The following is a 26,670-nucleotide window of genomic DNA, read 5'->3' as shown; positions in this document are numbered from 1 at the left end:
CGGAATCCAGCTTGCCAGAACTGTTATATTAGTGCAATAGTGAGTATGGACGATGGGAGATTCAATCCGGGACCGAGGCCCGGGTCTTCGACAGTACAGGCCATTCGAGCTTGTTCGAAGAAGCCTGAACTGCGTTTGCATCGCTATTATACTAACATATCGAAGGCCGATGTAGCGCATTGGCCGGCTGCCAGGAGGAACCTAGCCAGATATGACCGTCGCCGCCGATTGCGCCTTGGATATGCGAGGCATCAGCAAGAATTTTCCAGGTGTGAAGGCTCTGTCCAACGTCAATTTTGCCGTGAAATTCGGCACCGTTCATGCGGTCGTGGGTGAGAACGGCGCCGGCAAATCGACGCTCATGAAGGTCCTCAACGGATCCTACGCGCCCACCAGCGGCACGATCAAGGTCGGCGGTGCCGAGGTGCGCATGCGCCGGCCTGCCGACGCCCAGGCGCTCGGCATTCGCATGGTGCATCAGGAAATCAATCTTGTCCCCGACCTGACTGTCGCCGAAAATGTCTATCTCGGCCGCATGCCGGGTAAGTGGACCTTTCTGCGCAAGGGCGAGATGGTCCGGAAGGCGGCTGCCGTACTTGATGAGTTGGGGGCGGCCATCAACCCGCGTGAACGGCTCGGCAACCTTTCTATCAGCCAGCAGCAGCTCGTCGAGATCGCCAAGGCTTATGCGGCGCAGCCGAGGATCATCGTGCTGGACGAGCCGACATCCAGCCTCAGCGAGCATGAGACGGCGGCGCTGTTCCGGATCCTGCGCAAGATGCGCGATGACGGCATCGCCATCGTCTACATCAGCCACCGGCTGAAGGAGGTGCTCGAAATCGCCGACGAGGTGACGGTGCTGCGCGATGGCTCAATGATCGAGACGCGTCCGATCGAGGGCATAAATGCTGCCCATATGATCAGACTGATGGTCGGTCGCGAGGTCAGCAATGTCTTCCCGAAAAGTCCGGCCGCGATTGGCAAGTCCGTGTTGCGCGTGGAGCATATCAGCGACGGAAAGCGCTTCCGCGACGTCAGCTTCGATGTACGCGCCGGCGAGATACTGGGCTTGACCGGGCTGGTGGGCGCTGGCCGCACCGAGGTTGCCCGCGCAATCTTCGGCCTGTCGCGGCTTGTCGAGGGCACGGTCAGCGTCAACGGACGCGAGGTCTCGATCAACTCGCCATCCCAGGCGGTCAGGGCAGGCATTGCCTATGTTCCGGAAGATCGCAAGGGCGATGGCGTGGTGCCTGGAATGTCGATCCGGGAAAACATCAGCCTGCCCATCCTGCGCCGCCTGAGCCGTTTCGGGCGCATCAGCCGCAGCGCCGATCGCGCGCTTGCCGGGGATTCAGTGAAGCAGTTTTCGATTTCACCGCCCGACGGCGAACGGCGCATCAGCCTTCTGTCGGGCGGCAACCAGCAGAAGGCGGTCATTGCCAAATGGCTTGCCGCCAGACCTTCGGCCTTGATCCTCGACGAGCCGACGCGGGGCGTCGACGTCGGCGCCAAGGCCGAGATCCACCACATCATCGGCCAGCTCGTCGCCGGCGGCATGGCGGTCGTGATGATCTCGTCGGAGCTGCCCGAAATCCTCGGCGTCTGCGACCGGGTGGTGGTGATGCGCGATGGCTATGCGTCCGAGCCTCTCTTGCGCAGCGAATTAAGCGAGGAGCGCATCATGGCGCTGGCCACCGGGGAGGAGATGGGTTGACCGGAGCGGCCATGGAGATCGGTGGCGTGAACCGCAACGACCGCTTTACGCGTGGCAGCAGGCTTGTCGATGTCCTGTCGAAGGCGGGGCTGGCCTTCGCCATCCTCGCCGTGATGCTCTACGGCTCCCTCGTCAGCTCCGCCTTCTTCACGTCAGGCAATTTGCTCAACGTCCTGACCTCGATGTCCATCGTTGGCATCGTCGTCGTCGGCATGACGTTCGTGCTCGTGGTCGGCGGCCTGGCCGACCTGTCGGTGCCGGCCACCATCGCCTGCGGCGCCATCCTGTCGCTCGGGCTGCAGCCGATGATCGGGCCGCTGCCGGCGATCCTGCTGGCGGTGGGTCTCGCGGGCCTCATAGGCCTGCTCAACGGGGTCCTGGTCGGCTACGTTGGCATCAATCCCATCATTGCCACGCTCGGCGTTGGCACGATCGGACTGGGCATCGTCCAGGCGGCTGTCGGCGGGGTCATCGTCTATGGCAGCAATCCCGCCTCCGCCGAATTCGCCAAGGGCCGGCTGTTCGGCATTCCAGTCGTGGTGCTGATCTTCCTGGTAATTGCTCTTGTCGGCCATTTGGTCCTGTCCCGCTCCTTCTGGGGCAGATGGACGCTCGCTACCGGCGGAAATTACAGCGCCGCCGAGGCAAGTGCGGTTCCGGTGCAGGCCGTGAAGGCTGGAGCCTTCGTGATCACGGCGCTGGCTTCCGGCATCAGCGGCGGCCTGCTCGGACTGACACTGCAAAGCGCGCGGCCGCTCATCGGCGCTGGTTACGAATTCAGTGCCATCACCGCGGTGGTGGTCGGCGGCGTGTCGATCGTCGGCGGCTTCGGCTCCGTTCCGCGGGCCATCGCCGGCCTCATCTTCGTGCAACTGCTGACCAACGTCATGGTGCTCGATGGCGTGCGCACGCCGATCCAGGGTTTCGTGCTCGGCATCCTCATCGTCGGCGCCGTCGGCATGGATGCGGCACTGCGCAAGCGAGGCGTGGCATGATGCGGTTTCTTTCGCTCGCCTCGCAGCATCGCGTCGTCATCATTCTCGGCCTGACGCTCGTCATTTCCGCGCTCGTGGTCCCCGGCTACCTCTCGGCGTCGACCCTCGGTCTCGGCCTCGACCGGGCGGCAACGATCGGCCTGATCGCCATCGGCCTGACGGTGCTTTTGATATCGGGCCAGATCGACCTCTCCGGTGGCGCGGTGTTTGCTCTGGCCGGCATCGTATCGGTCATCCTGCAGCGAGAGATCGGCATCCTGCCTGCCGCGATCGTCGGCATCCTGGTCGGCACGCTGGCAGGCGCCATCAATGGCATGCTGGTCGTCGGCCTGAAGGTGAACTCCCTCGTGCTGACGCTTGCGACGATGCTGATCTTCCGCTCGCTCGCGCACTGGATCACCAACAGCCAGCCGGTGACCGGCGCCGACATCATGCTCTCGCTGGCGATGGCCAAGATCTATCTCGATGTCTTCACCATCCGCAGCGCGCTGTTCATCGTTCTGATCGTGCTGCTGCATTTTTGGCTGACGCGTACCATACCGGGCCGCAACGTCTTTGCGGTGGGGTCCAATCCGGCGGCAGCCAAGGAAAGCGGCATCGCCTCGGACCGCATCGTCTTTCTCGGCTTTGTCTTTGCCGGCACGCTTGCCGGTCTGGCGGGGGTTCTCCAGAGCCTCGTCACCAACACCGGCTCGCCTGTCTTCGGCTCGGAACTGACGGTCGCCGTCATTGCCGCGGTCGTTGTCGGCGGGACTCGTCTCGAAGGCGGCAAGGGATCCGCGCTGGGCACGCTCGGCGGCGTGCTGACGATCGGCTCGCTGACCATCGCGATGGAGTTCCAATCCGTTCCCGCATACGTCCAGCAGGTCGTGTCCGGGCTTATCCTGATCCTGCTCGTCGTGCTCGATCGGGCCGTTACCACCAAGGGGAGGGCTTCGGGCACGCGCCCGGCGCTCGTTCGCGACAATCCAATCACTCAAGGAGGAACCACATGATTGGGAGGAAACACATGATTGGCAAAAAAAGCATGCTTCACGTCGCCGCCATGGCGGCTGTGTTGGCATCGACGGGCTGGGCCAGCGCCAAGACGGTCTGCTACGTGACGGCAGCGGATTCACATGCCTACGCGACGCCGGCCAACAAGGCGCTTCAGGCGCGCGCCGCGGAACTCGGCATCGAGATCCTGAGCCTCAGCCAGGATTTTGACGTCCAGAAAGGCACCGAGCAGCTCAACACCTGCGTTGCGCGCAAAGTCGATGGCATCATCCTGTGGCCGCTCGACCCGCAGGCTTACATACCGGGGCTGGCGCGCGCGCAGCAGGCGAACATTCCGGCGATCCTCATCAATTCGCCGATGAGCGACGATGCCAAGCCGTTCATCAAGTCGTTCACCGGGCCTGACGTCTACGAGGAAGGCAAGCTGGCGGCGGACTCGCTGAGCAAGGCGCTGGGCGGCAAGGGCTCCGTCGTCATCATCGCCGGCCAGGCCGGCAACGGCACCACGATCGGACGCGTCAGCGGGTTCACCGACCGTCTCAAGGAAACCAATGCCGACATCAAGGTGCTCGACACGGTCAACGCCGACTTCGACCAGCAAAAGGCGCTGGTGGTGAGCCGCGATCTGATCACACGCTTCGGCGACCAGATCAGCGGTGTCTACGCCAATGACGACACGATGGCCCGCGGCTTCATCGACGCATGGAAGGAGGCGAACCCCTCCAAGGCCGCACCGCCGATCGTCGGCATCAATGGCCAGAAGGATGCGTTCGAATCGATCCGCACCAATGAGATGTACTCGACCATCGTCCAGTCTCCCGTCGAGGATGGCCGCCTGGCGATCAACACGATGGCCGAGATCATCGACGGCAAGGAGGTCAAGGACCGGCTGCCCATCCCGCTGACCGTCGTCACCAAGGACAACGTCAACGCGGTCGAACCAGCGTTCTGATACGAAGGGGCCGGTCCGGTGTATTCGGGCCGGCCCCCCTTCCCATGCCAGAGAGAGAAATTCTAATAGCGGCAATAGAATTGGAATAAACTAACTCTACAGAGTTTGTAGAATAAGCAATCTACACTGGCGATCTGGTTTCCACCCGGACAGGACCACGCCATGCCCACTTTTTCGCATCAGCCACCCGCCAACGGAGGCAAATCCGGCCGCCTTCGCCAGGCAGCGGGAGAAAGGCCATGAGCCGGGCCGTGCCAGACCGCATCAAGGTGCTCTGGTTTCTGCCGACGCATGGCGACAGCCGCTATCTCGGCACGGCCGAGGGCGGCAGATCGGTCGATCTGCCGTATCTGACGCAAGTGGCAAAGGCGGCCGACACGCTCGGCTACTATGGCGTGCTGTTGCCGACCGGCCGCTCGTGCGAGGATTCCTGGGTGATCGCATCGGCGCTCGTGCCGCTGACCGAGCGCTTGCGCTTCCTCGTCGCCGTGCGGCCTGGCCTGCAGTCGCCGACGCTCGCCGCACGAATGACTGCGACGCTGGATCGCATCTCCAACGGCCGCCTGCTGATCAACGTGGTCACCGGCGGCGATCCGCTGGAGAACAAGGGCGACGGCATCTTCCTGTCGCATGCCGAGCGCTATGAGGTGACGCAGGAGTTCCTGCGGATCTACAAGCGGGTGCTGAGCGGCGAGACGGTCGAGCACGAGGGCAAGCATTTCCGCGTCGAGGATGGAAGGCTGCTGTTTCCGCCGGTGCAGACGCCCTATCCGCCGCTCTATTTCGGCGGCTCGTCCGACGCCGGCTCCGTGGTGGCGGCGCAGGAGATCGACAAATATCTGACCTGGGGCGAGCCGCCAGCCGATGTCGAGCGCAAGCTGGACGGCATGCGTGAACTGGCGCAGAAGGCCGGCCGCAAGCTCTCCTTCGGCATTAGGCTGCATGTCATCGCCCGCGAAACCACCGGGGAGGCCTGGGCCGCCGCCGACAGGCTGATCAGCCGGCTCGACGATGCGACGATCGCCTCGGCGCAGAAGGTCTTTGCCCGCATGGATTCGGTCGGCCAGGCGCGGATGAGCGCACTGCATGGCGGCAATCGCGCCAAGCTCGAGATCGCCCCCAACCTCTGGGCCGGTGTCGGCCTGGTGCGCGGCGGTGCCGGTACCGCCCTTGTGGGCGACCCCGACACGATCGCCGAGCGCATCGACGAATACCGGCGCCTCGGCATCGATACCTTCATCCTTTCCGGCTATCCGCATCTCGAAGAAGCCTATCGCTTCGGCGAGCTGGTGCTGCCGAAACTGCCGACCGACCATCCGGTCAAGGCAGCCGGCTCGTCCGTCAACACCGGCCCGTTCGGCGAGACCATCGCCGGCGACCACCGGCCGAAGTCACTCGCCAGCGCCTCGTGAACTTGCTTCCTCCGTCCTTGCGGTTGCGCGTCGCCATCATTGGCGGGGGCTTTTCCGGTGCGGCGGTGGCGTGGCACCTGGCGCAACTGCATCGGCCGGAGCGCATTTCCATTTCCGTGATTGAGCCGCGACCCTTGCTTGGCGGTGGCCTTGCCTATTCCAGCGAGGAACCGTCGCATCGGGTCAATGTCCCCGCGGTCAGGATGAGCATGGCTCCCGACGACCCGCAACATTTTGCACGCTGGTTGACTGGCAGCGGAGAACTCGAACACGACCCGGATGCCATCTGGAAGAACGGCGACGCTTTTCCGCGCCGGCGCGTGTTCGGCCGCTACGTCGCCGAGCATCTGGCGCCGTATCTCAGTTCCGGCCTTGTCCGTCATCTCGAAGGTCCCGCCATTCGCGTGACGCGCGAGACGGATGGCGCGGGTTGGACGGTGCACACGTCCAGTGGGCCGGTCGCCGCCGATATCGTCGTCCTCGCAGCAACGCATCCGCGGCCCGGAGTTCCCAACGCGCTGGCCTCGCTGACGGAAGCGCCGGGTTTTATCGCCGACCCATACGCATCCGCAGCGCTTTCAGGGATCGGGCCGGACGCCTCGGTGCTGATCGTCGGCTCCGGGCTGACCTCTGCCGACACGGTCGCCGAACTTGACCGTCGCGGCCATCGTGGCCGCATCCTCACGCTGTCGCGCCACGGCTTACGCTCGCGCGGACACCCCGATGTCAGGGGCGAGCCTTTTGGCGATTTTGCATCCGCGCCGGCCACGACGGCGCTCGGCCTGCTCAGGACAATTCGCGCGATGCTGGCAGCGGCAAGGGCGGCCAATGTCAACTGGCAGTCGGTCTTCGATCAGCTGCGCCTGCAGGGGCCGGTGCTGTGGGCCGCACTTGCCCCGCCGGAGCGGGCAAGGCTGGTCCGCCAGTTGCGCGTGTTCTGGGACGTGCATCGCTTCAGGATCGCGCCGCAGGTCGCCGCCGTGCTCGACCGGCGTCATGCGACCGGCACGTTTGCCACCATTGCCGCCAGGCTTGTCGCGTCGAACGACGAGAACGGCAGCCTGGCTGTCAGCTTTCAACGGCGCGGGCAGACCCGGATCGAGACGGCACGCTTCGCTGCCGTCATCAACACCACCGGTCCGGCCCATGGGCAGGCACTGCAGCTGAACCCGGCGCTAAGCTCGCTGGCGGAAGCCGGCTTGATCAGGACGGACCAATACGGACTGGGCATCGAGACAGGTTTCGACAGCCGCGCGATCGGCCGGGACGGCGAGGCGGTCGCGACACTCCTGGTCGCCGGCCCGCTGGCGCGAGGGACTTTCGGCGAGCTCATGGGTCTGCCCGAAGTCGCCCGTCATGCCCAGGCGGTCGCGGTTGAAATTGCCAAGCTGCTGGCAACGCTGCCGTCAGCGCAGACCATCGGTGCCAATGCCGCGCACCGCTCACCCGCGAGCTGACACCTGCGGGCCGGGGGTCGGCGGCGAAAATTGGTATTTCCGTCCCAAGAGGGTCTTAAAAACGGAAAATCCTTCTTTGTATATATATTCTATAAACATAATAAATATCGCGAGCCGGCGCGGCCGGAGCGATCAACGACACGGCCTGAATGGGAGACAGTTCATGGCACACACAGAAGCCGATCCGATCAAATTCGCCTACTGGGTGCCGAATGTTTCGGGCGGCCTGGTGATTTCCAACATCGAGCAGCGCACCAATCATTCGGCCGAGTACAATCGCAAGCTGGCGCAGATCGCCGAGAGGGCCGGCTTCGATTACGCGCTCAGCCAAATCCGGTTCACCGCCGGCTACGGCGCCGACGAACAGCATGAATCGGTGGCGTTCAGCCATGATCTGCTGGCGGCGACCACCACGCTCAAGGTCATCGCGGCGATCCTGCCCGGACCATGGAACCCGGCGCTGGCGGCCAAGCAGATCGCCACCATCAGCTATCTCACCAATGGCCGTGTCGCGATCAACCTCGTCTCCGGCTGGTTCCGTGGTGAGTTCCATGCCATCGGCGAGCATTGGCTCGATCATGACGAGCGCTATCGCCGCTCGGAGGAATTCATCCGTGCGCTGCGCGGAATATGGACTGAAGACAGCTTCACCTTCCGTGGCGATTTCTACCGCTTCAACGAGTATTCGCTGAAGCCGAAGCCGCCGCTGCCCGAAATCTTCCAGGGCGGTTCGTCGCGGGCCGCACGCGACATGGCATCGCGGGTTTCGGACTGGTACTTCACCAACGGCAACACGCCGGCCGAAATCGCCAAGCAGGTCGACGACCTCAGGGCCAAGGCGAAGGCCAACAACCATTCCGTCAGGGTCGGCGTCAACGCCTTCGCGGTCGTCCGCGAGACCGAGGACGAGGCCAGGGCGGTGCTCGCCGAAATCATCGCCAAGGCCAATCCCGAGGCGGTCAACGCCTTTGGCCACGAGGTGAAGAATGCCGGCAAGGCCTCGCCGGAGGGCGAGGGCAATTGGGCGAAATCCTCCTTCGACGACCTGGTCCAGTACAATGACGGCTTCCGCTCGAACCTGATCGGCACGCCAAGGCAGGTCGCCCAGCGCATCGCCGACCTGAAGCGCGCCGGGGCTGATCTCATCCTGCTCGGCTTCCTGCATTTCCAGGAAGAAGTCGAGTATTTCGGCAAGCACGTCATCCCGCTCGTCCGCGAACTGGAAAATGCCGAGGCGGCAGCCTCGCTGGCGGCGGAATAGTCACCCCATAGGCTGGCCGGACAAGCACCGGCCGGCACACCAATGAAAGTACCCGGCGCGCTCGATCGATCGAGCGGCATCGAGGGTTTGCGCGCCTAATCGAGGACGACTGGAATGCCGTTGCCCAGCCATGCCCTAGGAGTGATGGACGCCTCGGTCTACGCGCCGGAGGTTTTTGCGCGCGGCCTGCCGTCAACCTTGCGCCAGGAGCAGCAGCCCAAAGGCAGCGGCGAGCCGGCGGGCTCCGTTGCCGCCGCCGCTCCGCTGCTGTCGCTTCAGGGCATCGGCCTGTCGTTCGGCGGTGTCGTCGCACTGGCCGATATCGATCTGTCGGTTCGCCCCGGCGAGATCCGCGCCATCATCGGTCCGAACGGGGCCGGCAAAAGCTCGCTGATCAACGTCATCAGCGGCGTCTACCGGCCGGATCGCGGCCATGTCCAGCTCGACGGCGCCGTCTATGCCCAGGTGCCGACGCAGCGGCTGGCGCATCTCGGCGTCGCCAGGACATTCCAGAACCTCGCACTGTTCAAGGGCCTCAGCGTCCTCGACAATGTCGCTTCCGGTCTCGCTTACAAGGTCCGCTCCAACTTCGCCGGCCAGGTGCTCGGCATCGGCCGCTCGCGCGGCGAGCAGCGCGTCTCTCTCAGCCGTGCCGAACAGATCCTCGAATTCCTTGACCTCACCGCTGTCCGCGACCGTCTTGCCGGCACGCTGCCTTACGGGCTGCAGAAGCGGGTCGAACTGGCTCGCGCGCTGGTCGCCGAGCCGCGCCTGCTTCTGCTCGACGAGCCGATGGCCGGCATGACATTAAGCGAAAAGAGCGAGATGGCGGCTTTCGTCCGTGCTGCGCGCGATCGTTTCGCCACCACCGTGGTGCTGATCGAGCACGATGTCGGCGTCGTCATGGGCCTGTCCGATCGCGTCGCCGTTCTCGATTACGGTCGCAAGATCGCCGACGCCACGCCCGATGAAGTCAGGAACGACCAGCGCGTCATTGATGCCTATCTCGGCGTCGCCTCCGACAATGAGGGCACCTCCAGCAATGAAGAGGGGGCAGGCATATGATCGCCGATTTCGACTACCAGTTCTTCATCGAAGTGCTCGTCGGCGGCCTGCTCTCCGGCGTCATGTATTCGCTGGTCGCGATCGGCTTCGTGCTGATCTACAAGACCTCGGGCGTGCTCAATTTCGCGCAAGGCGCGATGCTCTTGTTCGCGGCCCTCACCTTCGTCAGCCTTGTCGAGCGCGGCATTCCGTTCGCGCTGGCGCTGGCGGTCACCTTCGCCATCATGGTGGCGATGGGTGTCGCCATCGAGCGCACGGTGCTGCGGCCGCTGACCAACAAGCCACCGATCACACTGTTCATGGCGACGCTCGGCCTGTCCTACATCATCGAGGGCGCCGCGCAGCTGATCTGGGGCACGCAGGTCCACGGCCTCGACCTCGGCATCGAGGACGTGCCGCTGGAAATCGGCGGCGTGCTGATCAGCCAGTTCGACATTTTTGCCGCGGTGGTTGCCGCCGGCATGGTCCTCCTGCTGTCGCTGTTCTTCCGCTACACCCGCATCGGTCTCTCCTTTCGCGCCGTTGCCGACGACCAGTTCGCGGCCCTCGCGGTCGGTCTCAGGCTGCCGCTGATCTGGGCCACCGTCTGGGCTGCTGCCGGTCTTGTCGCACTGGTGGCGGGACTGCTCTGGGGTGCGCGCCTCGGCGTGCAGTTCTCGCTGTCGCTGGTGGTGCTGAAGGCACTGCCGGTGCTGGTGCTCGGCGGCTTCGATTCCATCCTCGGCGCCATCGTCGGCGGGCTCTTGATCGGCGCCAGCGAGAAGCTCGCCGAGGTCTATATCGGCGACTATTTCGGTGGCGGCATCGAGAGCTGGTTCGCCTATGTCGTCGCGCTCGTCTTCCTGCTGATCCGCCCTTCCGGCCTGTTCGGCCAGAAGCTCGTCGAGAGGATCTGAACGATGACCGCGATAACAAGCGATTTCGCCGCCGCGCCGGTGCTGCCGAAATGGGTCGTGACCGTGCTGCTGCTCGCCTTCGCCTATGGCGTCGTCCCGCTGATCGGCTCGAGCTATCTGTTCGAGGCCATCCTGCTGCCGTTCCTGGCGCTCAGCCTCGCCGGCGTGGGCTTGAACATCCTCACCGGCTATGCCGGCCAGGTGTCGCTAGGCAGTGCTGCCTTCATGGCGGCTGGCGCCTTCGCCGCCTATAATTTCAACCTGAGGATCGAGGGCCTGCCGCTGATCGGCAGCATCTTCCTGGCCGGCATCGTCGCCGCCGGGATAGGCATCGTCTTTGGCCTGCCGAGCCTGCGTCTGAAGGGCTTTTATCTCGCGGTCTCGACGCTTGCCGCGCAGTTCTTCGTGCAATGGGCGCTGACCAAGTTCAGCTGGTTCTCCAACAACTCGGCGTCCGGCGTCATCGACGCGCCGAGACTGTCGATTTCAGGCTTTGCGCTGGACGGCGCCATCGGCCGCTATCTCTTCGCACTGACCATCGTCACAGCGCTGACCTTCCTTGCCTATCGGCTGGTCTCGTCGCAGACCGGGCGCAATTTCATCGCCATCCGCGACAATGAAACCGCGGCCCGCATCATCGGCATCCCGGTGCTGAAGACCAAGCTCCTGGCCTTTGCCATCTCATCCTTCATCATCGGCGTTGCCGGCGTCATCTGGGCCTTTGCCTATCTGCGGACCGTCGAGCCGGATGGCTTCGATCTCGACCGCTCGTTCCAGATCCTGTTCATCATCATCATCGGCGGCCTGGCTTCGATCCGCGGCGCGTTTTTCGGCGCGGCCCTCATCGTGGTCTTTCCGCTTGGCTTATCGCGCCTCGGCGGCTTCCTGCTCGGCGATCTCTTCGACTCGGGCGTGCTCGACATGAGCCAGCGCATCGTGCTGGGCGCGCTCATCATCCTGTTTCTGATCCTTGAACCCGACGGGTTGGTGGCGCTGTGGGACAGGATCCGAAGACGGCTCCTGTTCGCCTGGCAGTCGACCTGAGCCCGATGCACCCACTTCGAACCGACATTTGAAAATGAACCAGAGGCCGAACCCAAGACGGCCCATACCGGGAGTACCTCGACCATGACTTTCCTCAGCACAATCAAGACGGCGGCGCTGTCCGCGGCGATGATCGTGTCGGTGGCCTTGCCCGCCGCACACGCCGACGAACAATATTTCCCGCTGCAGAGCTATCGCGTCGGACCGTACGCGGCCGGCGGCACCGGCTTCTTCGGCGGTTTCATCGACTATCTCAACCTCATCAACATCCGCGACGGCGGCGTCAATGGCGTCAAACTGACCTGGGACGAATGCGAGACCCAGTACGAGGTCGAGCGTGGCGTCGAATGCTACGAGCGGCAGAAGAGCCATGCTGGTGCCGCCGCCTGGAACCCGCTTTCGGTCGGCATCGCCTATGCCATGATCGATCGCATCACCGCCGACAAGGTGCCGCTGATCACCGTCAACCACGGCCGCACCGACTCCACCGACGGGCGGGTGTTTCCCTACGTCTTCCCGCTGCTGCTCAATCCCTACAGCGAGACATCAGGCATCGTGAACTACATCGCCTCCACGGAAGGCGGCATCGACAAGCTGAAGGGCAAGAAGATCGTCGTGCTCTATCACGGCTCGCCCTACGGCAAGGAGACTATCCCGATCTATGATTTGCTGGCGCAGAAATACGGCTTCACCGTGCAGCAGATCGAGGTGCCGCATCCCGGCAACGAGCAGCAGTCGCAGTGGCTGACCATCCGCCGCGCCAAGCCGGACTTCGTCGTCCTGCGCGGCTGGGGCGTGATGAACCCGGTGGCGCTGAAGACGGCGGTCAAGGTCGGCTACCCCGTCGATCACATCGTCGGCAACGTCTGGTCGAATTCTGAAGAGGACGTCATCCCGGCCGGCGACGCCGCCAAGGGTTACACCGCCATAACCACGCAGGCTTCGGGCAACTCCTACCCGGTGGTTCAGGAGATCGTGAAGACGGTCTACGGCGCCGGCAAGGGCAATCTGGAAGACAAGGCGCGCATCGGCTCGGTCTACCACAATCTCGGCATCGTCAACGGCATCCTCAATGTAGAGGCGATCCGCGTCGCGCAGGAGAAGTTCGGCCCCCGCACGCTGACCGGCGACGAGGTCCGCTGGGGCTTCGAGCATCTCAAGCTCGATCCGGCCAAGGTCGAGGCGCTCGGCGCCAAGGACCTGTTCCACTCGATCAATGTCAGCTGGGATAACCACGAAGGCGAAGGCTACGTGACCTTCCAGCAGTGGGACGGCAAGAAGTGGAACGTCGTCTCCGACTGGATCGCGCCGGACTGGGCGCTGCTGCGGCCGATCATCGAGAAGTCCGCCGAGGCCTATGCCGCCGAAAAGGGCATCAAGCTGCGCACCGCCGACGATGCCAACGCCGTGACCACCAACTGATCAGTCAGCGCCGGGCGCTGCGGACAACTTTCCGCAGCGCCCGGCTGTTCATCGAACCACGCAATGAGAGCCCTATGCCGGACGATGATGTCATTCTTGCCGTGGACGCGGTCCATGCCACCTACAACCACGCCATCACGGCGCTGCATGGCGTCAGCTTCGAACTCAGGCGCGGCCAGATCCTGGCCCTGCTCGGAGCCAACGGCGCCGGCAAGACCACGACGCTGAAGGCCGTCTCCAACCTGCTGCCCGCCGAACGCGGCCAGGTCAATGCCGGCACCATCCGCTATGAAGGCTCCGATGTCTCGCGCCGCAAGCCGGGCGATCTGGTGCGCGCCGGGCTGGTCCAGGTGCTGGAAGGCCGCCACTGTTTCAAGAGCCTCACTGTCGAGGAAAATCTGGTTGCCGGCGGCATCGGCCGCAGCGGCAGCCGCGCCGAGATCAATCAAGACCTCGAGCGGATCTATGGCTATTTCCCGAGGCTTCGGGAAAAGCGCCGGACATTGTCCGGCCTGACTTCGGGCGGCGAACAGCAGATGACCGCGATCGGCCGGGCGCTGATGTCGCGGCCGCGTCTGCTGGTCCTCGACGAACCGTCGATGGGGCTCGCCCCGCTCATCGTCCAGGACATCTTCCAGAGCCTGAGAAAACTCAACCGCGAGACCGGCCTGTCGATCCTGGTCGCCGAGCAGAATTCGGCGGTCGCGCTGCGATATGCCGACCATGCCACCGTCCTCGAAAACGGCGTCTCCGCTCTCTCTGGCACCGCTGCCGAGCTGCGCCAGCGCGAGGACATCAGGGCCTTCTATCTCGGTCAATCGACCACCGGGCAGCAGGCGTCACCCGCCACCAAGCCCGCCCATCTCCATGCCGTTGCATGAACCGAATCCGAAGGAGCAGTGAAATGACCGTTTCGATCGTCAAGACCGACCACGCTTCCGCCGCCGTGCCGCCAGTCGCGCGGCCAACCGTGCCTGCGCACATCATCAAGGACGACGCCGAGGCGATTGCGGTTGCCCATGCGCTCGCCGCCGAATTCGTCAAGGACTCCTCCCGGCGCGACCGTGAGCGGATCTGGCCGGTCGCCGAACTCGATGCGTTCTCGCAAAGCGGCCTGTGGTCGATCAATGTGCCCAAGGCATTCGGCGGGCCGGAGGTGTCCTATGCGACGCTGGCAAAGGTGATCGAGATCATCTCGGCCGCCGATTCCTCGATCGGCCAGGTTGCGCAGAACCATCTCGGCGTCGTCGCCGCCGTCCGCACCGTGTCCGATCCGGACCAGCAGAAGCTGCTGTTCGCCGAAGCGTTGAAGGGCACCCGGTTCGGCAACGCCTTTTCTGAGTTCGGCTCCAAGCGCGCTGCTGATTTCGAGACCCGCTTCACCGATGCCGGCGATCATGTCGTCGTCAACGGCCGGAAATTCTATTCGTCCGGCGCGCTGCTGGCCCATCTGGTGCCGATCGTGGCGCTCGATGACGAGGGCCGCGCCTGGTACGCCATCGCCGACCGCGGCGCGCCCGGCCTGACGGTCATCGACGACTGGTCGAGCTTCGGCCAGCGCACCACATTGTCCGGCACCGTCATCATCGACAACGTCAAGGTGCCGAAGACTTTTCTGGTGCCCGGCTACAAGGGCTACGACAGACCGACCGCCGACGGCGCCATCTTCCAGATCATCCAGGTGGCGGTCGACACCGGCATCGCCCAGGCGGCGATCGACGAGACGGTGCACTTCGTCAGGACGAAGAGCCGCGCCTGGATCGACAGCGGCGTCGACAACGCCTGGGACGATCCCTACACCATCCAGGCCATCGGCGACCTGACGCTGCGCCTGCACGCGGCGCAGGCGCTGCTCGAAAAAGCCGGTCATGCGATCGACCGGGCAGTGATCGACCCGACCGCCGAGACTGTGGCGCATGCGCAGATCGTCACCGCCGAGGCGAAGATACTGTCCACCGAGATCGCCATTGCCGCCACCAACAAGCTGTTCGAACTTGCGGGTACCCGCTCGACGCTGGCCGAACACAATCTCGACCGGCATTGGCGCAATGCGCGCACGCACACGCTGCACGATCCGGTGCGCTGGAAATATTCCATCCTCGGCAAATATTTCCTCAACGGCGAAAATCCGCCGCTGCACGCCTGGAGCTGATTTCCCACCGGCGGGCGGGCGGCCCGCCACGTCAAACCTTCGACCATCCAAGAGGCCACTGCCATGTCAAATCCAACAGTCGTCGGCTTTTCCGGCAACATCACCAGGCCGTCAAAGACGCGCGCCTTCGTCGATCTGGTCACCAGGGACATCGCCGCCAGCCACGGCCTGTCGGCGAGCACCTATGATATCGAAGATCTCGGTCCATCGCTGGGAACGGCGAAATGGGCCCGCGATCTCGACGGCCAGGCACGCGCGATCCTGGAACAAATCCTCGCCACCGACGTGCTCGTCGTGGGCTCACCGACCTACAAGGGCAGCTATACCGGGCTGTTCAAGCATTTCTTCGACCTGATCGATCCGGCAGCATTGCGAGGAAAGCCCATCGTGTTGACGGCGACTGGCGGTGGCGAGCGCCATGCCCTGATCGTCGAACATCAGCTGCGGCCGCTGTTCGGCTTCTTCGAGGCCTTCGCCCTGCCAACCGCCGTCTACGCCACCGACAAGGATTTCACCGACGGCGTGCTGCGCTCCGAGGCGATCCTGAAGCGTGCGGCGCAGGCGGTTGACGAGGTCGGCTTCGTGCTGGCCAACCGCTTGGCCGGCAGGATCGCCGCCGAATAAATCGCCGTCGCCAGATTGCGCCGCGATCGAAATAAGCGAGGGCAGCGCCCTTCGCTTACGCGCAGTTTACGACCGCCCGCTAAAAACGTTCCTGTCTGATTCGTCTGGTACAGGAACGTCATGAGCAAAGCCCTTACATCCTTCGCACTCGTTGCCGTGCTGACCGCCTTGCTCATGGCATTGAGCCTGGCTGTGGCCAGGCACGGTTATCCCTATGGCGCGATCGGCGTCAGGCGCCTTGACGGCATTGCCGATGCCGGCGTGTTCATCCCGATTGCCGCTGTTTATTTCTTCAGCGCGATGCTGATGATGATCCTGCCGATCAGGGCGGCCGGCATTGTCCTGACCCACGCCGCCGATGCCCTCTTCTGGACCGTGATCGCGCTGTTTGCGACCATCGTCGGCTGTCTGGTCGCCAGATGGGCGTTCGGCCAGGGCAGCGCCGTGTGGGCGCTGCTGAACTGGCGGTTCCTGTTTGCGGCGGCGACCGTCGGTTGTCACTTCGTCATGAACGAGCTGCGCCGCAACGTGCTGCTGCGCAGCCTGTTCTTCGTGGTGTTTGCCGCTGCGACGCTGGCCTGCCTGTTCTGGTCGTTCACGCTTTGACGTGTCGCCGGCTAGGCGGCTGATCCGGTGGCGATGTTGCCGGCCGCCGTTTCCATCCATGTCCAGAGATAGGCCGCAAGACCACGGTCGACATGGATGCGCAATTTGTCTTCATGGCGATAGACGATGGCGCTGATGCCGGCGAAGGAAAGTGCTGCACTGGCACTCGCTTGGCCGGGATCGAGCGTTGTCCCGCGCGCGATGAAACCGTCGAGCGCCGTGCCCTCGGCCTCAAATATTTGCAACCCGGCGCTGATCGCCGTCACTGCGAACCCGTCTGCGTGCCAGCCCGTCGCGATGGCTAGCGGGCTGTTCGACACGACAAGCAGCCGGTCGCGTGCCAGCCGCGCCGCATAGCGGTCGCCCTGCGCCGCACCAAAAGCACGCACGCCAGGTCCGTCGACGCCGGAAGCCCGTGCCCACGCGTCGAGATCGCCGCTGACCATCAACTGGTTGAGGTCGAGGACTGCTCGTACCGCGAGGCCGGGCGCCGTGATCACCGCCGATTGCCAGTTAGGTCCAACAGACCATTTTTCTGCGAGATCACGCATGCAGCCGGTCTCCTGCCGGGTCGAAGGCGCAAGGGGCTGTAATCGTCGCCTTGCTGATCTTGCCGAGATTCTGGATGTCGATCGCCTCGCCGTGGCGGGCCGCACCGCGCTCGATCAGGCCAAGCGCAACCGGGCGGCCAAGCGTCGGGCTCTGGTAGCTCGAGGTGACAAAGCCCTGGCTGCGCAATCTGCCGTCGATCCGTTTGATGCCATGCGCGCCGGTTGGCAGCGGCGCTTCGCCTTGCGGCACCGTAAGGCCGACAAGTTGCATGCGGTTGTCACGCGAGGCCTCTTCGGTGAACAGCGAGCGGCGGCCGACGAACTCGCTCTGGCGCTTGGCGCGCGGCCCGTCGACGCCGAGATCGTGCGGCAGCGTGGTGCCGTCAGTGTCCTTGCCGATGACGATGAAGCCTTTCTCGGCGCGCAGGATCATGAGCGCCTCGAGACCGATGACAACGGCGTCGAAGGCCTGTCCGGCCTGGCGCAGTTGCGCCCATAGCGGCTCGGCGTGATCCGCCCGGATGGAGATTTCGTAGCTCCTGTCGCCGGTAAAGCTGACGCGGGCGATGCGGATCTCGTCGCCGGCATAGGTGCCATGACCGACCGCCATATGCGGCAGGTCGGCGTCGTCGAGCGAAAGTCCGAGATCCAGCGTTTCGAGCAGTTTTCGGGCGTTCGGCCCCGAAACGGTCAGCGTCGCCATGTCTGATGTGGCATTGTGGATGTAGACGGCGTCGCGCCCAAAACGGTCCTGGCGCCATTCCTCCAGTCGTGCGTGGACGGCAGTGACATGCGAGGACGAGCACGACACGACAAAACGATGCTCGTCCAGTCGCACCAGAACGCCGTCATCGAAGACCACGCCATTCTCCGACAGCATGAAGCCGTAGCGGCAGCGGCCCGGTTTCAGCGTCGACATGGTGTTGTAGTAGAGGAAGTCGACGAACGCGGCCGCCTGCGGCCCGATCACCTCGATCTTGCCGAGCGTCGAACCATCGAACAGCGCGACCGACTGACGGGCGCGCAGCGCCTCTTCCTGGGTTGAGCGTTCCGCGTCAGCGCCGCCGCCATAGTGGGCCGGGCGCAGCCAGCCGCCATATTCCTGGAAGACAGCGCCATTGGCGCGGTGGACAGTCTCCAGCGGCAGCCGGCGCACTGGCGCCATCAATTCGCCGACGCGCGCGCCGGCAAAGCTTGCCAACGGCACTGGCGTGAACGGCGGCCGATAGGTGGTGGTGCCAACCTCCGGCACCGTGCGGCCGGTAATCCCGGCCATCAGCGCCAGGCCGGGCAGGTTGGAGGTCTTGCCCTGATCGGTCGCCATGCCGAGCGTGGTGTAGCGCTTCAGATGTTCGACCGAGACGAAGTTTTCGCGCGCCGCCAGTTCGACGTCCTTCACCGTCACGTCGTTCTGGTAGTCGATCCAGATGCGTCCTTTCGAGCCCGGCATTGGCCATGCTGCTACTATGCCGTCCGTCGCCTCCGGCCCGGTACTGCGTGGTGTTGCCGCGTTATCTTTGCCGGTGAATGCCTTTCCCGCGCCGGCAAACACCTCCGACAAGGAAACCGCGCCGGCTGCTGCACCCGCCACGGCGATACCGTCGACCGGATCGCCCGGCAGGAAGGCCGCGCGCGCATCGCTCCAGGCGAGCTTGCCCTTGGCTTGGCCGAAAAGATGAATGGTCGGCGTCCAGCCGCCGGAGACCAGCACGCAATCGGCATCCAATCTCGTGTCGTCGTCGAGCGTCACGCCGTCGACGCGCAGTCTGCCGCTGGCAGAGGCGAGGGCACGTCCTGTGGCCAGCCGGACATTGGCGGGCGTGGCGGGCGTGCCGTCGCGCCTGATGTCGACAAGCGTGACTTCGGCCCCGGCCTCGGCGAGCGCCACGGCCACCTCATAGGCGCTGTCATTATTGGTGGCGACGACGATGCGGCGGCCGACCAGCACCGCGTGGCGCCTGAGATAGACGAGCGCCGCATCCGCCGACATGATGCCCGGCAGGTCATTGTTGGCAAAAGGCAGCGGCCGCTCGATGGCGCCGGTCGCCAGTACGATCTGGCGCGGCCTGACGCGCCACAGCGTATCCGGCGGGCCCTCGAAATGACGCTGGTTCAGCCCGACCAGATTGTGATCGTAGATACCGAAGGCGGTTGTCGAAGGCAGGATCAGCTGACCGGCCGAGGCAAGTGCTGCAACCGTCTCCGCGATCCAGGCGGTCGCCGGCTTGCCATCGATCTCACCGGCACGATGGCCGAGCGATCCGCCGGGGCTCTGCTGGTCGTCGACCAGTGTGACGGTCAGGCCAGCACCAGACGCCAGCCTTGCCGCCGCCAGCCCTGCCGGTCCCGCGCCCACCACCAGAAGGTCGCAATGATGGTTGATCTGGTCTGCTGTGCCCGGCGAGGTCCAGTCCGCATCGACCTTGCCCAGCCCCGCCATGGCGCGGATGCGCAGCTCGAACCTGTGCCAGTCCGGCCACATGAAGGTCTTGTAGTAGAACGCCGCCGGAATGAAGCGCGCAAAACGGTCGAGGAAGGCGTTGCGGTCGGCCAGCGCGCTGGGCGTGGCGTTGACGCTTTTTGCCACCAGCCCGTCGCGCGCCGGCTCGGTCGTGGCGCGGGTGTTGGGCGTCACCCGCGGGCCGCCGAGATCGATCAGCGCGTTCGGCTCCTCGACGCCGGCGCCCCATATGCCGCGCGGCCGGTGATACTTGAAGCTGCGGCCGACGACCGCGACATCGCCGGCCAGCAGCGCCGAGGCGATGGTGTCACCGGCAAAGCCGTGCACGGTGGCGCCGTCGAAGCTGAAACGGATGGGGCGCGAGCGGTCGATGGCGCTGCCGCCGATGGCAAGACGCGAGGCGGTCACGCCGCGTGCTCCCCGCCGAGAGCGGCCGAGGACAGCACATTGTGGGTGACGGTGTCGCGCTCCATGACGAAGAACTCGCCGCAAGTCATGTGGACCCAGATCTCGCGCGCCGTGCCTTTCGGGTTGGTGCGCAGATAGAGGTAACCGGCCCAGCGATCGATCGGCATCTCGGCGCCATCCGGCCTGATGTTTCCGGCATCGCCGCCATAGTGGAATTCGGTCTCGTCACGCGGGCCGCAGAATGGGCAAGGAAAGAGCTGCATGGCAAACCTCTAATGCGCGATGCCGGAGCCGGCCGCTTCGTCGATCAGCCGCCCGCTGGCGAAGCGATCGAGGTCGAAGGGGCGGCTGATGTCGTGGTGCTTGCCTGTCGCCAGCAAGTGCGCCAGCAGCGTGCCGCCGGCTGGAATGGCCTTAAAGCCGCCCGTGCCCCAGCCGCAATTGAGGAACAGTCCCGGTAGGGGCGATTCGCCGATGATCGGCGAGGAGTCCGGCACGACGTCGACGATGCCGGCCCATTGCCGCATCAGCTTGAGCTGGCCGAAGATCGGGAACATTTCCAAAAGGCCGGCAATCACCGCCTCCAGCGTCGGCAGATTGCCACGTTGCGCATAGGAGGGGATGCGGTCGAGCCCGCCGCCGATGACGATCTCGCCCTTGTCCGACTGACTGACATAGACGCCGCAGCCGGGCGACAACACCACCGTGTCGAGGATCGGCTTGACCGGCTCGGAAACGCAGGCCTGCAGCGCGTAGGAATTGATCGGCAGCCGGAACCCGGCCTTGGCCGCCAGCACCGAAGAATGCCCGGCTACCGCCATGCCGATGCGCTCGGCACGGATCGCGCCACGCGAAGTCTGGACGCCGCGGCAGCGGCCCCCCTCGATGATGAAATCAGTGATCTCGCAGTTCTGGATAATGTCGACGCCGAGCCGGCTCGCCGCCCGCGCGTAACCCCAGGCGACGGCGTCATGGCGCGCCGTGCCGGCCCGGCCTTGCCAGATGCCGCCGAACACCGGGAAGCGCGCATTGGCCGAGAAATTATAGATCGGCGCCACGCGGCGCACGTCCTCGGGGGAAAACAGCTCGGCATCGATGCCGTTGATCTGCATGGCGTTGACGGTGCGCGCGCCGATCTCCATCTCGGCGGTCGAGTGGCAGAGATTGACCATGCCGCGCTGCGACAGCATGATGTTGTAGTTGAGGTCTTTCGACAATCCCTCGTAGAGCCGGTGCGCCAGCCCGTAGAGCTCGACGCTTTCCGGATAATAGTAGTTGGAGCGCACCACGGTGGTGTTGCGGCCCGTGTTGCCGCCGCCGATCCAGCCTTTCTCCAGCACGGCAACTCGGGCGATCCCATGGTTCTTTGCCAGGTAATAGGCTGTCGCCAGCCCATGGCCGCCGCCGCCGATGACGATGGCGTCGTAAGACGGTTTCGGCTCGGGCGAGCGCCAGGCCGGCTGCCAGCCGGTCTGGCCGGCCAGACCCTCCTTGAACAGCGACAGAGCGGAATAGCGTCGGGTCATGGCGTGCCGGACAGGCCTGATTTTCGGAAAGGAGCGTGGATCATCGCATGGTCTTTTGCAGGGATGGCGCCGGTTCGATCGGTCATGCCCGCATCGCCTTGCCCAGTGGATCGTATGGCGAGGAAGCGATGACGCGCGCCTCTCTTTCGACGCCGACGACGTGGGTTGTCAACTGCGTATCGATATCGGCCGCTTCGCGCTCGACCAGCGCCATGGCGAGGCTCCTACCGACCGTGTGGCCATAGCCGCCGGAGGTGACGAAGCCGGCAAGCCTACCCTTGTTCCAGATCGGCTCATAGCCGCTGGCATCGGCGTCCGCTGCCTCGATTTCGAGCGTCACCAGCGTGCGCCTGGCGCCGGCCTTCTGCTCTTGCAGGGCCGCCTCACGCCCGATGAAATCGCCCTTGTCGAAGGCGACCCAGCGGTCCATGCCGGTCTCGGCCGGTGTGTAGTCCTGCGTGAACTCGCGCGACCAGATGCCAAAACTCTTTTCGAGTCGCAGCGAATTGACCGCGCCGAAGCCATATTCGGTCACGCCGAGGTCGCTGCCTGCCGTCAGCAGCGCGCGGCGCAGGCCGGCGTGCTCATTGGCCTGGCAGTGGATCTCGTAGCCGAGTTCGCCGATGACCGAGAGCCGCCCCACCTTGGCCCGCACCAGTCCGACATCCAATGTCTTGCAGGCAAGAAAGCCGAAGGCCTCGTGCGAAACGTCCTGATGTGTGAGGCGCTCCAGCAGCATTCGCGCATTGGGACCGGCGAGCGAGAAACCGACGACCGCGTCCGAAATGTCGCGGACGGTGACGCCGTCGCTAAGATGCTGTTCGAACCAGCGCATGTGCCACTGGCGCAGGTAGTAGGACCCCATGATCCACCAGGAGCCATCGCCCCAGTTGAAGACAGTGAGGTCGCCCTTGAGCTTGCCGTTTTCGCCCAGCATCGGCGCGAGTTTTGCGCGACCCGGCTTGGGCAGCGCACAGGCCAGAAGCCGGTCGAGCCAAGCTTCCGCCCGCGGCCCGGTGATCTCGTAGCGCGAGAAGGCTGATATATCGAGCAGGCCGACACCTTCGCGCACCTTGCGGCATTCCTGCGCGACGATGTCGAAGGCGTTGGAGCGCTTCAGCGTCGGGGTTTCGACGAAGTCTTGCGGCGCGAAATAGAGCGGCACTTCCATGCCCCAGGAACTGCCCCAGCGCGCGCCGGCGGCGTCCATGGCGTCATGCGCGCCGGCCGTCTTCAAGGGCCGTCCCGCCGGCAGCTGCTCGTTGGGATAGCTCATGACGAAACGGCGCGAATAGAATTGCCCGGTGGTCTGCCTGATGTATTCGCGGTTGGAGGCGAAGTCGCCATAGCGGGCGATGTCCATACCGTAGACGTCGGCTTCCGGCTCGCCATGGATCATCCATTCGGCTAGCGACTTGCCGACGCCGCCGCCTTGCAGGAAGCCGGCCATGACGCCGCACGCCACCCAGTAATTGGGCACGCCGCGCACCGGGCCAACCAGCGGATTGCCGTCCGGCGAGAAGGTGAAGGCGCCGTTCACCCAACGCTTGATGCCGGCATTCTCCAGGCAGGGGTAGCGGCTGAAGCCGAGCGCCAGCTCGTCGGCGATGCGGTCTGTGTCTTCCTGGATCAGCTCGATGCCGTAGTCCCACGGCGCGCCGTCCATGTTCCAGTGCTTGTGGTTGATCTCGTAGATGCCGAGCAGCAGGCCCTTCTGCTCCTGGCGCATGTAGGTGAAGCCTTCGAGATCGACGATCAGCGGCAATTCCTTGTCAAGCGCCTGGATTTCGGGCAGCGCCTCGGTGACGAGATAATGGTGCTCCATCGGCGACACCGGCAGGTCGATACCGGCCATCCGCCCGACCTGCTTGGCCCACAGCCCGCCGGCATTGACGACGTGCTCGGCAATCACCGTGCCCTTCTCGGTGACCACGTCCCAGGAGCCGTCCGCGCGGCGGTTCAGTGCCAGCACCCGGTTGTGCTCGATGATGTCGGCGCCACGCAGCCTGGCTGCCTTGGCATAGGCGTGCACCACGCCCGAGGGGTCGATATGGCCTTCGCGCGCGGCATAAAGCCCACCAAGCATGCCGTCGGTGTTGAGGATCGGGCAGCGCTGCTTGATCTCATCGACACCGACCAGGTGGACATCGTCGATGCCCATGGTCTGGAAGATACGGTAGGAGGCCTTCAACCATTCCCAGCGCTCCGGCGCCGAGGCGACCGAGATGCCGCCGGTCATATGCATGCCGATGCTCTGGCCCGATTCCTTCTCGACTTCGGAGAGCAGGTCGATCGTGTAGGCCTGCAAGGCGGCGATGTTGGGATCGGCGTTGAGTGCATGGAAGCCGCCGGCCGCATGCCAGCTCGATCCCGCTGTCAGTACCTCGCGTTCGATCAGCGCGACGTCGCTCCAGCCGAACTTCGCCAGGTGATAGAGCACCGAGGCTCCAACCACGCCGCCGCCGATGACGATCGCCCTATATTGGGGTTTCATCCTGTCGCACTCCACTCAGTCAGTGTGGCGTACCCTATCGGTATTGTACATATGTGTCTAGTAGTTGCGAGCCCTAACCCAATCGCCAGAGCGAGAGGAAGCCCCCTTCGCCTGTCAGCGAAACAAGCGTGCTGGTTGTTTGGGAGCCGTGGCGATTTATGGGCGCTGGCTGTGCCTACCGGTTGCCGGCGAGCGTCTTCTCGACATAGCGCGAGAAGTCCTCGATATCCTCGGCCGAAGGCTCCTGGCCGGTGAAGCTGCGCAGATAGGACGCGACGTATGTAATGCGGCTGCTCATCGGCTCGTTGAGTTCGAGCGAGTAATAGCCGATCTGCATGAAATAGAGAACACGGGCCCGCACGAACGCATCCACCTCGTCATAGCCATGGTGCATGAACATGTCGCGAATGGCGTTGACGCGCTCCTCGTCGGCCTCGTCGAGCGCGCGCCGGATGGCGGGCGAGCGGCGGGCCCAGGCCCTGATCGCGAAATCCAGCTGCGGATCGAACAGCCTTTCGTCCACCCAGCATTCGAAAATGCTCATCACCCCGCGGATGACGGTCGCGGAAGGCCGCCTGGCGCGTTCGACGATGAATTTGGTGTTGGTCTGCCGCCAGTAGTCGAGCAACTGGTCGAGCAGGTCCTGCCGGCTCTTGAAATACCAGTAGAAGCTGGAGCGCGACACATCGAGCTTCTGGCCCAGCGTCAGCACGCGGACGCGTTCGACGCCGTCAGAGATCAACGTTTCAAGCGCAAGCTTCAGCCAGTCTTCGCGAGTGGCCTTGATGTTGCCGGTGGCGCCGGCGCGCTGGATCGTCGTTTCGAGAGCTGCCATCGACACGACGCATGACATGCTGCCTCAGGCAAATCAAGGCTATAGACAGAAGTGTACAGCGTTAAATCGACCCAAGCCGAACGATGCATCTTGGATGTTGGCCGCATCGAGGCTCGATGAGGCATTGTCCTCAGTCGCCATCCGCGCGGCGCAAGCGGGGGAATTTTTGTCGCGGCTGCTGGTTCACTGTTTGCTTTCCCGCGAGGCAATTGTCTGGCAAATACCAGTTCAGACAGATGCCCGCGCGGCCAACAAGCAGGAACACACGATATGACGCTGTTTCGACAAAACCTCATCGATGGCGAATGGGTCGGCGACGCCGGTTCGCGCAACATCAACCCCTCGGATACCGGCGACGTCGTCGGCGACTATGCATCCGCGGGAGCCGAGCAGGCGGGGCAGGCGATCGCCGCGGCCAAGGCGGCGTTCCCGGCTTGGTCCCGCTCCGGTCCGCTGGCGCGTCACGCGGTGTTGAAAAAGGCCTCCGACGAGATTCTGGCGCGCAAGGACGAGATCGGCCGCAACCTGGCGCGTGAGGAAGGCAAGACGCTGGCGGAAGGCATCGGCGAGACCATTCGCGCCGCCCAGATATTCGACTTCTTTGCCGGCGAAACGTTGCGTTTGACCGGAGAGGTCGTGCCGAGCGTGCGGCCGGGCGTCGGCGTCGAGATGACGCGCGAGGCGGTCGGCGTCGTCGGCATCATCACGCCGTGGAATTTTCCGATCGCCATTCCGGCCTGGAAGATCGCTCCGGCGCTGACACACGGCAACACCGTCGTCTTCAAGCCGGCTGAGCTGGTTCCCGAGAGCGCTTGGACCATCGTCGACATCCTGCATCGCGCCGGCCTGCCGAAGGGCGTGCTCAATCTCGTCATGGGCAAGGGCTCGGTCGTCGGTCAGGCGATGCTCGACAGTCCCGATGTCAATGCCATCAGCTTCACCGGCTCGGTCGGCACCGGCAAGCGCGTCGCCGCGGCAAGCATCGAACACATGCGCAAGTTCCAGCTTGAAATGGGCGGCAAGAACCCGCTGGTCGTGCTCGACGATGCCGACCTCGCGATCGCCGTCGATTGCGCGCTCAACGGTGCCTTCTTCTCGACCGGCCAGCGTTGCACCGCCTCGTCCAGGCTGATTGTGGCTGACGGCATTCATGACCGTTTCGTCGACGCCCTCAAGGACCGCATGAGCAAGCTTGTGATCGGCGATGCGCTGGACGCGCAGACCCAGATCGGTCCTGTCGTCGACGCGACGCAGCTGAAGCAGGACGAGGATTATATCGCCATCGGCGTCAGGGAAGGTGCCACGCTTGCCTTCGGCGGCGAGCGGCTCGACCGCAAGACGCCGGGCTTCTACCTGCAGCCGGCACTGCTGACCGAGGCTACCAACGCCATGCGCAGTTCACGCGAGGAGATTTTCGGACCTGTCGCCAGCGTCATTCGCGTCAAGGACTATGACGAGGCGCTTTCCGTCGCCAACGACACGCCCTTCGGCTTGACCTCCGGCATTTGCACCTCGAGCCTCAAGCATGCCACGCACTTCAAGCGCAATTCGGAGGCCGGCATGGTGATGGTCAACCTGCCGACGGCGGGCGTCGATTTCCATGTTCCCTTCGGCGGCCGCAAGGGTTCGAGCTATGGGCCGCGCGAGCAGGGCCACTATGCGGCGGAGTTCTACACCACGGTGAAGACGGCCTATACATTCGCCGGCTGATCGGCCGCTGCCGACCATGCCGGGCTGATCGGCCACGGCCGATCATGCCGGGCAACCCCGCCATGCAGATCTGGACTGGAGCGGCGAAA

At 64.4% G+C, this 26,670-nt stretch carries 22 protein-coding genes; 16 read left to right on the top strand and 6 right to left on the bottom strand.

The annotated features are described in order from the left end of the window. The first annotated feature begins 211 nt into the window (after positions 1 to 211). From LB558_RS14440 to LB558_RS14370, 15 genes are all read left to right on the top strand, one after another. Positions 212 to 1,714 (top strand): sugar ABC transporter ATP-binding protein, encoded by a 1,503-nt coding sequence (locus tag LB558_RS14440; protein ID WP_224698161.1) that lies wholly within the window; start codon positions 212 to 214, stop codon positions 1,712 to 1,714. After that, entirely contained in the window at positions 1,711 to 2,709 is a 999-nt protein-coding gene (locus tag LB558_RS14435; protein ID WP_224698160.1) for an ABC transporter permease, read from the top strand. The genes LB558_RS14440 and LB558_RS14435 overlap by 4 nt, the downstream gene beginning before the upstream one ends. Beyond that, positions 2,706 to 3,704 carry an ABC transporter permease gene (locus tag LB558_RS14430; RefSeq protein ID WP_224698159.1) on the top strand — a complete coding sequence of 333 codons (999 nt, stop codon included), beginning with the start codon at positions 2,706 to 2,708 and terminating at the stop codon, positions 3,702 to 3,704. Before LB558_RS14435 ends, LB558_RS14430 begins: the two co-directional genes overlap by 4 nt. Before the next feature lie 14 nt (positions 3,705 to 3,718). Continuing rightward, complete coding sequence (locus tag LB558_RS14425; protein WP_023811535.1) at positions 3,719 to 4,657, top strand: sugar ABC transporter substrate-binding protein; 939 nt, start codon at positions 3,719 to 3,721, stop codon at positions 4,655 to 4,657. 239 nt (positions 4,658 to 4,896) lie between these two features. Then, complete coding sequence (ssuD, locus tag LB558_RS14420; protein ID WP_224698158.1) at positions 4,897 to 6,069, top strand: FMNH2-dependent alkanesulfonate monooxygenase; 1,173 nt, start codon at positions 4,897 to 4,899, stop codon at positions 6,067 to 6,069. Next, positions 6,066 to 7,526, top strand: a complete 1,461-nt coding sequence (locus LB558_RS14415; RefSeq protein WP_224698157.1) for an FAD/NAD(P)-binding protein — start codon at positions 6,066 to 6,068, stop codon at positions 7,524 to 7,526. Before ssuD ends, LB558_RS14415 begins: the two co-directional genes overlap by 4 nt. Positions 7,527 to 7,689: 163 nt before the next feature. Then, complete coding sequence (sfnG, locus tag LB558_RS14410) at positions 7,690 to 8,787, top strand: dimethylsulfone monooxygenase SfnG (protein WP_224698156.1); 1,098 nt, start codon at positions 7,690 to 7,692, stop codon at positions 8,785 to 8,787. Positions 8,788 to 8,901: 114 nt separating this feature from the next. Next, complete coding sequence (locus LB558_RS14405) at positions 8,902 to 9,852, top strand: ABC transporter ATP-binding protein (protein WP_224698155.1); 951 nt, start codon at positions 8,902 to 8,904, stop codon at positions 9,850 to 9,852. Then, positions 9,849 to 10,748 carry a branched-chain amino acid ABC transporter permease gene (locus LB558_RS14400; protein ID WP_032898718.1) on the top strand — a complete coding sequence of 300 codons (900 nt, stop codon included), beginning with the start codon at positions 9,849 to 9,851 and terminating at the stop codon, positions 10,746 to 10,748. Before LB558_RS14405 ends, LB558_RS14400 begins: the two co-directional genes overlap by 4 nt. Before the next feature lie 3 nt (positions 10,749 to 10,751). Next, entirely contained in the window at positions 10,752 to 11,792 is a 1,041-nt protein-coding gene (locus LB558_RS14395; protein WP_224698154.1) for a branched-chain amino acid ABC transporter permease, read from the top strand. An 84-nt stretch (positions 11,793 to 11,876) separates the two neighbouring features. Further along, on the top strand, positions 11,877 to 13,214 hold the full coding sequence (locus LB558_RS14390) for an ABC transporter substrate-binding protein (RefSeq protein ID WP_224698153.1): 1,338 nt from the start codon (positions 11,877 to 11,879) through the stop codon (positions 13,212 to 13,214). 74 nt (positions 13,215 to 13,288) lie between these two features. Further along, on the top strand, positions 13,289 to 14,095 hold the full coding sequence (locus LB558_RS14385; protein WP_224698152.1) for an ABC transporter ATP-binding protein: 807 nt from the start codon (positions 13,289 to 13,291) through the stop codon (positions 14,093 to 14,095). Between the two features lie 23 nt (positions 14,096 to 14,118). Then, positions 14,119 to 15,366 (top strand): SfnB family sulfur acquisition oxidoreductase, encoded by a 1,248-nt coding sequence (locus LB558_RS14380; protein ID WP_224698151.1) that lies wholly within the window; start codon positions 14,119 to 14,121, stop codon positions 15,364 to 15,366. Between the two features lie 63 nt (positions 15,367 to 15,429). Then, entirely contained in the window at positions 15,430 to 15,990 is a 561-nt protein-coding gene (gene msuE / locus LB558_RS14375; RefSeq protein WP_224698150.1) for an FMN reductase, read from the top strand. Between the two features lie 120 nt (positions 15,991 to 16,110). Next, positions 16,111 to 16,596 (top strand): hypothetical protein, encoded by a 486-nt coding sequence (locus LB558_RS14370; RefSeq protein ID WP_224698149.1) that lies wholly within the window; start codon positions 16,111 to 16,113, stop codon positions 16,594 to 16,596. Positions 16,597 to 16,607: 11 nt separating this feature from the next. On the opposite strand, the gene LB558_RS14365 is transcribed toward LB558_RS14370, so the two are convergent. The 6 genes from LB558_RS14365 to LB558_RS14340 form a co-directional block, all read right to left on the bottom strand. After that, on the bottom strand, positions 16,608 to 17,147 hold the full coding sequence (locus tag LB558_RS14365) for a hypothetical protein (RefSeq protein ID WP_224698148.1): 540 nt from the start codon (positions 17,145 to 17,147) through the stop codon (positions 16,608 to 16,610). Then, a complete protein-coding gene (locus LB558_RS14360) occupies positions 17,140 to 20,016 on the bottom strand; it encodes a sarcosine oxidase subunit alpha family protein (RefSeq protein WP_224698147.1) in 2,877 nt (958 codons plus the stop codon). Before LB558_RS14360 ends, LB558_RS14365 begins: the two co-directional genes overlap by 8 nt. Beyond that, positions 20,013 to 20,279, bottom strand: a complete 267-nt coding sequence (locus LB558_RS14355) for a sarcosine oxidase subunit delta (protein WP_224698146.1) — start codon at positions 20,277 to 20,279, stop codon at positions 20,013 to 20,015. The genes LB558_RS14360 and LB558_RS14355 overlap by 4 nt, the downstream gene beginning before the upstream one ends. A gap of 9 nt (positions 20,280 to 20,288) precedes the next feature. After that, positions 20,289 to 21,542 (bottom strand): sarcosine oxidase subunit beta, encoded by a 1,254-nt coding sequence (locus tag LB558_RS14350; RefSeq protein ID WP_224698145.1) that lies wholly within the window; start codon positions 21,540 to 21,542, stop codon positions 20,289 to 20,291. 82 nt (positions 21,543 to 21,624) lie between these two features. Continuing rightward, complete coding sequence (locus tag LB558_RS14345) at positions 21,625 to 24,036, bottom strand: GcvT family protein (RefSeq protein WP_224698144.1); 2,412 nt, start codon at positions 24,034 to 24,036, stop codon at positions 21,625 to 21,627. A gap of 175 nt (positions 24,037 to 24,211) precedes the next feature. Then, a complete protein-coding gene (locus LB558_RS14340; RefSeq protein WP_224698143.1) occupies positions 24,212 to 24,871 on the bottom strand; it encodes a TetR/AcrR family transcriptional regulator in 660 nt (219 codons plus the stop codon). Between the two features lie 270 nt (positions 24,872 to 25,141). Between LB558_RS14340 and LB558_RS14335 the strand changes: the two genes are divergently transcribed. Beyond that, positions 25,142 to 26,581: an aldehyde dehydrogenase family protein gene (locus tag LB558_RS14335; protein WP_224698142.1), complete on the top strand. Its 1,440-nt coding sequence runs from the start codon at positions 25,142 to 25,144 to the stop codon at positions 26,579 to 26,581. Positions 26,582 to 26,670 lie beyond the last annotated feature (89 nt).

Origin of the sequence: Mesorhizobium sp. CO1-1-8 (genome assembly GCF_020164875.1) — a bacterium.
GTDB lineage: Bacteria > Pseudomonadota > Alphaproteobacteria > Rhizobiales > Rhizobiaceae > Mesorhizobium.
The sequence above is the reverse complement of the archived record's forward strand: the minus strand, read 5'-3'. Positions and strand labels throughout refer to the sequence as shown.